Here is a 6,461-nt window from a genome sequence, read left to right as displayed (position 1 = left end):
GGCTCGTCGCCTTTGTAGGCCACCACGCCCATGCCGGCGGTACTGCGCTTGTAGGGCTCGGTGAGCTGGTAGAGGGTGCGGCCCTGGAGGGGCATCTCAAAGGGCACCGTCAGGAAGTGCTCTTCAAACCAGTCGGAGGGGAAGACCGGCGGCACCATCACTGCTGCTGAGCGGGCCAACATTAGCCAGCGGCCATCTGCCGTCCGGTAGCCAATCTCCACCAAATAGGAGCGGTCGCTCACCGGGATCGGCAGGTACCACTCCCGCGCCAACTCGTCGCAGGGGTACTCCTGCATGCTGTGGGCCGGCTGGCGGTCGAAATCAATATCTGTCACATCGTACAGACGCAGCGCCAACTGCTGGCCGCCCTCGCGGCGCTTGCTTTCCTTGGCTTCGTTGGGGACATCCCAGTAGGCGTAGGCCCACTGGGGATCCCGCGGCAGCAGGACAATGCGGCTTTCGCCATAGCCCCCGGGCAGATCCCCCAGCCCCTTGTCTACATCGGCCAGATCCGGCTTGCTAGCTACTTGGCCGACATACTTCGTCCCGGTAACCGACTCTTGCCCGCTGGGCTCCGGCATCGCATCGATGGGGCGGCCAGTTTTGGCTTGGGCTTCCCGAATGGCCTCGATAAGCTGCTCTTTGGTCATGCGGCTGTACTTGGGGATTTGATAGCGGGCAGCTTCTTCCCGCAACTGCCGGATGGTCATTTCTTCCAATGGGATCCGCTCTGGTGGCATGGTCAGGGTCTCCTGTCTTCGACAACTCAGGCTTTGTGCAATGCTCCAGCTTCTAACCCAAAGGCCGATCCCAGCTTGTGGCTCAGTACAGCCTTGAACCTACTGGCGTGACGGCCTGCTTTGTGCTTTCCAACCCCTGATGACTCCAGGTCGGGATCAACGGGGATCGCAAAGAATGATGAACACATGTTTGCGTATTTTTGCCTGGCGGTCAAGAGCTTGGGGATCGCTGGGGATCAACGCCTGGCTTTCCCAGCCATCTTGAGCTAGGGATCCCTCCGCAGGGGAGAAAAAGCCAAAGGGAGGACTGCGCGGGATCCCCTGCCGAACCAGCCCTGCCTGGGTAGCATGGGGGAAGGGTGGGCGGCTGCAGAGCAAACCACAGGTTTTCAGGCCGTGAGGTGGGGGCATGAGGTGGTGGAAAGATAGAACTCAAGGCGCAGGGATCCGAGCGATCTTGGCAGCGCTGGGGATCCTGGTCTGGCCGGGGGAAGCTGTCGAGGCGCAAACGCTGTTTCCTCCCCTTTACCGCCTGCAAGGGGGATCCCCTGCCCCAGCGGTTGAGAAACAACCCTTCCCGGAAGAAACGCCCTGGCGCCTGGTTACTCCCGACCAGGTAGAAGTAGAGTCAGCGGTTTCTAGCGAGAACACAAGCTTGGAAGGGCCGATTTTCGATTTGGACTTGTTGCGCCAGTTCGGCAGCGGGGGCGGTGGCTCGGGTTCTGGACGGGGAGAAGTGATCGGGCCTGGCAACGGTCAGAGCGGGGGGCGCGGCTCCAGCCCTGGCTCGGGGGTGGGCACAGGCCAGGGGGCAGGGGGGGGAGCTGGCCTCGAAGCAGGATCCCAGCGGCAGACCCCGCAGGTAACAGGGCTGATCGTGGATGCCCGCGGCCTGGATTTTCTCCCTAGCCAATCGATGCGCCTTTTGGATCCCGACGGCAACCCAGTTTACCCGCCCCTCAACCTTGGCCAGGATCTCAATGCTGCCTTTGTGGGCAGCGAAGGCACCGCCGCCTACGCCACCTCGGAAGAGCAGGCCCGCTCGCTGGTCAACCGCATTGGGGAACGGCCCCACCGCATCCGCGCCATGCGCACCCTAGGCTACGACCTGGTGATCTCCGCCGAAGACGCCTTCAAGCTGCGCCAGATGAACGCCAGCGATGGCTTTCTGGATCGCTTTGCCGTGGTAGTCATCTGGGATGGCAGCCAGGCCAGCCGGCCTTGAGTAGCCCTGGGGAGGGGATGGTAGCTTAACAAAAGTGCTCCGCCCTGCGGACGCAAACAGCTTTTTCTGGGGATCCCAACCCTATGCAACGGTTTGCCAACCAACCCCTGCGGGAACGACCCCATCTAGCGGTATTTTCTTCCAGCAAGGTGGGCAACTTTGTGGTCACCATCCCCCTCCTGCGGGGCCTCAAGGAAAAATACCCCGGCTGTGTGCTGGATTTTTTTGGCAGCGAGATTACCCGCGACTTTGAGCTCCACTGCCCCTACATCGACTTCAGCTTCCCCCTCTACAGCCGCCGCCCCGATTACCTCGAGGCCCTGACGGCGGCAGTGCGAGATCGTCTGGCCCAGGCCGGGCCTTATGATCTGGCCATCAATTGCGACGAGTTCAGCGAGCTCAACCTGGTGGCGGTGACGGCCTTGCGCCCCCAGTACATTGCCGGCGCCGGCCTGACTTTGGATTTTCGCCGCAAGCTGGATCCCGGCCCCGACCCGGTGCAGCGCATGCTCCAGGACGACGACTGGAACAGCCTGGAGTTTTTGCAGCGCTACAAAGACATCCTCACCAGCAACTACATTGCCGAGATCTTCTGCCGCCTGGCTTATGTGGAAACAGATTTTTTCCGCCTAGAGCTGCCCAGCCGGGATCCCGACTTTCCCGTGCCGGAAGTTCTGGTGCACATCACCACCACCCGCCGTGCCAAGATGTGGCCACTCGAGTACTGGCGCCAAGTGATCCAGTGGTGCCAGGGCCAGGGCCTGCAGGTGGGGCTAATTGGCAGTGCCCCCGAGCTGCAGCGATCCCTCTACCACGGTGACGGTGAAGAGCAACTGGTGGCTGAAACAGGGATGATTGACCTGCGGGGCAAAACCAGCTTGATCGAATTGGCTGGAGCCCTGAAGCGGGCGCGGGTCTGTATCTCCGTGGACGCGGGGCCGATGCACATTGCAGCGGCTGTGGGCTGCCCCACCATTGCTCTGTTTGGCAACGATGCCGATGGCGATGGAGCTAGCCCAGTGCGGCTGTGGGCACCTCGCCTGCCCCACGTTTACGTTACCCAAACTTCCTATAAATGCCGGGTCTGCGTGGAAAACAAGTTCAAAAACGAAACCTGCCTGGTGGAGGGCCACCCCTGCATGACCCACCTCCGGCCAGAAACAGTCATCGGCTACCTGCAGGAGATTCTAAATCTGAAGAAGACGTAGGACTTCCAGCCGATCTCTTCCCTCACCCCCATCCCCTCTCCCAAAGGGAGAGGGGAGCTACAGAGCGAGGGGACAACTGTTGTTCATGGCTATTCGAGATGGCCATAGCTCCCAGGGATCCCCGTCTTTTTCCCTGCTGACCAGGGGGGTGGCAGAGAGGGCCCAGGAGCGCCGGTCGGATCCCTGACAGTCCGCTTAGGCTGAGAGTTCGAGGCTGAAAACTCTGTACTTAAACATTTGGGTGTGAGCTGTAACGTTGAGAACGCGCAAGTGGGGCAGTTTGCGGAGGGGGGCCAAATGAGAGCCTGGCAAGGGGTTGCCCTGAAGCTGCTGGCCACCTTTTGCTTTGCCTGTTTGGGGGCGATCATCCGGCTCAACACGCCCGCCCTGCACCCTTTTGAAATTGTGTTCTTGCGCAACCTATTTGGGTTACTTGCCCTGGTGCCACTGCTTTTGCGAGCAGGGATCCACTCTCTGCGCACCGCCAGGATGGGCTTCTACCTCCTGCGCTCGGCAATCAGCACCTTGGGGATGCTGCTTTCCTTCTGGGCAGCCAGTCTGTTGCCTTTGGCGGAAGCAACGGCGCTGAGCTTTGTCCAGCTTTTGTTTGCCAGCCTCATGGCGGTCTGGGTGTTGGGCGAACAGATGCGCCCCTCCCGCTGGCTGGGGTTGGGCCTGGCGTTTGCCGGGGCCTTGGTGATGCTAAGGCCGGGCTTTCGGGAGCTCTCTTTAGGGACAGGGCTAGCTTTGGCGGCGGCAGCCCTCTTTGCCTGGGTAACCATTGTGCTCAAGATCCTCGCCCGCACTGAGTCCAGCCTCACCATTACCGCCTACATGGGCCTGTTGCAGACTCCCCTTTCCTTCTTGGCTGCCGTCTGGGTTTGGAGGTGGCCTTCGCCGGAGCAGTGGCTGTGGATGGCGACAATGGGGCTGCTGGGCAGCCTGGGCCAGGTGGCCCTCACCCAAGCCTACAAGCTGGCCGAGGTGACCATGCTGCTGCCTCTTGATTTTTTCCGCCTCCTCTGGGCTAGCCTGATCGGGTTCTGGGTGTTTGCCGAGATCCCGGATGGGTGGACTTGGATGGGCGGAGCCTTGGTCTTGGCAGGCGCCACTTCTGGGGCCTACAGGGAAGCCCGGCTGCAGAGGGCCCAAACCCCGGCCTGGACTGGCAAAGTTGGAAAGCGGGAAGATCTCTAGGCCAGCCTAGAGCCGCGGCAGGACGGGACTGGAGCTGGTCAAGTCGGTGGTGGTGAGGGCCACCAGCAGGGCTTCCGGGCTAACGGGGAAGGGCAGATGGTGAATATCGGATCCCGGCTGGCAGGCCACTTGGGCAGCCTGCAGCAGCTCAGCGGATCCCAGGTGGTTGAGGTGGAGATCCCGCAAGTTAAGGGGCAGCCCCACCTGGCGGTAGAACTCCAGCAACTGGGTGCGGGCGGCCAGCGCCAACTGGCTTCCCTGCAGGATCTCCTCCAGGCGAAGCTGGGCCAAGATGCCAAAAGCCACTTTCTCGCCGTGCAGGGTGGCCCGGTGGCCCACCAGATGAGTAAGACCGTTGTGGACAGCATGGGCGGCCACAGTGCGACACTTGGCTCCTCCCATGCCGCCGACAATCCCCGCTAGGCAAATGCAGGCGTCCACCACCTGCCTCCAAGCAGTCCCACCTGGCTCCCGCAGGGCCGCCACCGATTTTTGCAAGAGCAAATCCCGTAAGACGCGGGCCTGCTGCACAGCGCCGATCACCAGGGCATCTTCTGAACTGCCGCTGCTCACAGAAGACTCGTACCACTTGGCCAAGGCATCTCCGATCCCGGCCACCAGGGTGCGTGCTGGCGCTTGCAGAATCAAGTCATAGTCCAGGATCAAAGCGGCAGGTGCCTGCTCCAAGGCCACATCCCGCTGAAAAGCTCCGGCCTCCGAGTAGATGTTGGACAGGGCGCTCCAGGCGGCACAGGTGGCAGCAGAGGTGGGCACCGTCGCCACCGGGATCCCCAACCGATGGGCCACCAACTTGGCCGTATCCAACGCCTTGCCGCCCCCCACCCCCAAAATGCCGGTTACGGATTCTGCTGTGGCCAGAGCCTGGAGACGAGCCAGCTCCGATTCGCTGCAATCGACGCCATAGGTGCTCCAGTAAACCTGAACGGCGGGATCCCGCTCCAGATTGCGCTTCAGGGGCAGTTCAGCCACAGCTAGCGATCGCTCCCCCCCGATCACCAACACGCGGGATCCCAGGATCGTCAGGGGGACGGCCTCGAGAATGCCGCTGCCCCGGTACACCCGGCCCGGCGCCGGAATGGCTAGGTCGAATTCACAAGTGCTCAGCATTCCAAAAAGGGGCAATAAGGTCAGCCCAGTGTCCGTAAATACAGACTACGATTCTAGCCGCAAGCTCTGCCTTTCCCACCCCTGAGTCTCGCTTGCTTAGAACGGGTTGGGATCCCTGGTAGGGGAGGGCCAGCTAGCACAAATCTTTGCCGGCAGTCAACTGCAAACGGTGGTAACCCCCAGACAAATTGGGTAGTATGCGTCCTAGCAGTAGCGCAGAGGGCGGGGTTTCCAGCGTGTTTGGCTTTCTTGGTGGCTCCAGAACCCAAACCTTGCTTGGGGTGGACATCAACGCCGAGCGCATTGCCGTTGCCCAACTGAAAAAACAGGGCAATGGCCGCTATCGTCTAGTTCACTACCACAGCGTGGAAATGCCAGAGGGGGCAATGATCGAGGGGCGCATCCTCGATCCAGACACGGTTGGCCTGACCCTGGCCAACTTGCTAAACGAATACAAGGTGCCCACCAACTTGCCGGTGGCGACCGCGGTGCCGGTGCGAGAGGCGATCGTCCGTCTCATTCGCCTGCCTGCTGACCTGCCTGCCGATGAGCTGCGGCGGGTGGTCTTGGAGCAGGAGGCGGAGCTCTACATCCCCTACCCCCGGGATCAGGCGGATGTGGACTACCAGCCCCTGGGCCTAGACCTTTCTCAGGATGGCATTGAGCGCATCGAAGTCTTACTGGTAGCCATCCCCAAGGAGGTGGTGGACAATTACCTGGCCGTGCTGCAAGCGGCCAACCTGAAGGCCCGCTGTGTGGAGCTGGCCAGTTTCTCTCTCATTCGCACCATCCGTGACCAACTAACCCAGTACAGCCCCCAAGAGGCGGTGTTGCTCAGCTCCATCGGCTACGACAGCAGTGAGATCAGCATCTTGGTCAACGGCATCCCGCAATTTACCCGCACCGTCAACATCGGCACCATCCACATGCGCCAGGTGCTAGCCCAGGCCCTGAATTTGCCGG

At 61.5% G+C, this 6,461-nt stretch carries 7 protein-coding genes; 4 read left to right on the top strand and 3 right to left on the bottom strand.

Features of this window, described 5'->3' with window-relative positions; genetic code table 11:
* Together NW835_RS02145 and NW835_RS02140 are read right to left on the bottom strand one after the other, a co-directional pair.
* A partial coding sequence (locus tag NW835_RS02145; protein ID WP_414414408.1) for a DUF4912 domain-containing protein occupies positions 1-740 on the bottom strand: 740 nt, incomplete at its 3' end.
* A gap of 156 nt (positions 741-896) precedes the next feature.
* Entirely contained in the window at positions 897-1,151 is a 255-nt protein-coding gene (locus tag NW835_RS02140) for a hypothetical protein (protein WP_414414407.1), read from the bottom strand.
* On the opposite strand from NW835_RS02140, the gene NW835_RS02135 reads away from it, so the two are divergent.
* From NW835_RS02135 to NW835_RS02125, 3 genes are all read left to right on the top strand, one after another.
* Positions 1,150-1,965 carry a hypothetical protein gene (locus NW835_RS02135; RefSeq protein WP_414414406.1) on the top strand — a complete coding sequence of 272 codons (816 nt, stop codon included), beginning with the start codon at positions 1,150-1,152 and terminating at the stop codon, positions 1,963-1,965. The genes NW835_RS02140 and NW835_RS02135 overlap by 2 nt on opposite strands.
* 83 nt (positions 1,966-2,048) lie before the next feature.
* Positions 2,049-3,173, top strand: a complete 1,125-nt coding sequence (locus NW835_RS02130) for a glycosyltransferase family 9 protein (RefSeq protein WP_414414405.1) — start codon at positions 2,049-2,051, stop codon at positions 3,171-3,173.
* 297 nt (positions 3,174-3,470) lie between these two features.
* Positions 3,471-4,370, top strand: a complete 900-nt coding sequence (locus NW835_RS02125) for a DMT family transporter (protein ID WP_414414404.1) — start codon at positions 3,471-3,473, stop codon at positions 4,368-4,370.
* A 6-nt stretch (positions 4,371-4,376) separates the two neighbouring features.
* Here the strand turns inward: NW835_RS02125 and NW835_RS02120 are convergent, their stop codons facing one another.
* Entirely contained in the window at positions 4,377-5,498 is a 1,122-nt protein-coding gene (locus NW835_RS02120) for an iron-containing alcohol dehydrogenase family protein (protein ID WP_414414403.1), read from the bottom strand.
* Positions 5,499-5,734: 236 nt separating this feature from the next.
* Between NW835_RS02120 and pilM the strand changes: the two genes are divergently transcribed.
* Positions 5,735-6,461, top strand: a 727-nt coding sequence (pilM, locus tag NW835_RS02115) for a type IV pilus biogenesis protein PilM (RefSeq protein WP_414414402.1), incomplete at its 3' end; no start/stop codon positions are given.

Origin of the sequence: Synechococcus sp. OH2 (assembly GCF_047462155.1) — a bacterium.
Taxonomy (GTDB): Bacteria; Cyanobacteriota; Cyanobacteriia; order Thermostichales; family Thermostichaceae; genus Thermostichus.
The sequence above is the reverse complement of the archived record's forward strand: the minus strand, read 5'-3'. Positions and strand labels throughout refer to the sequence as shown.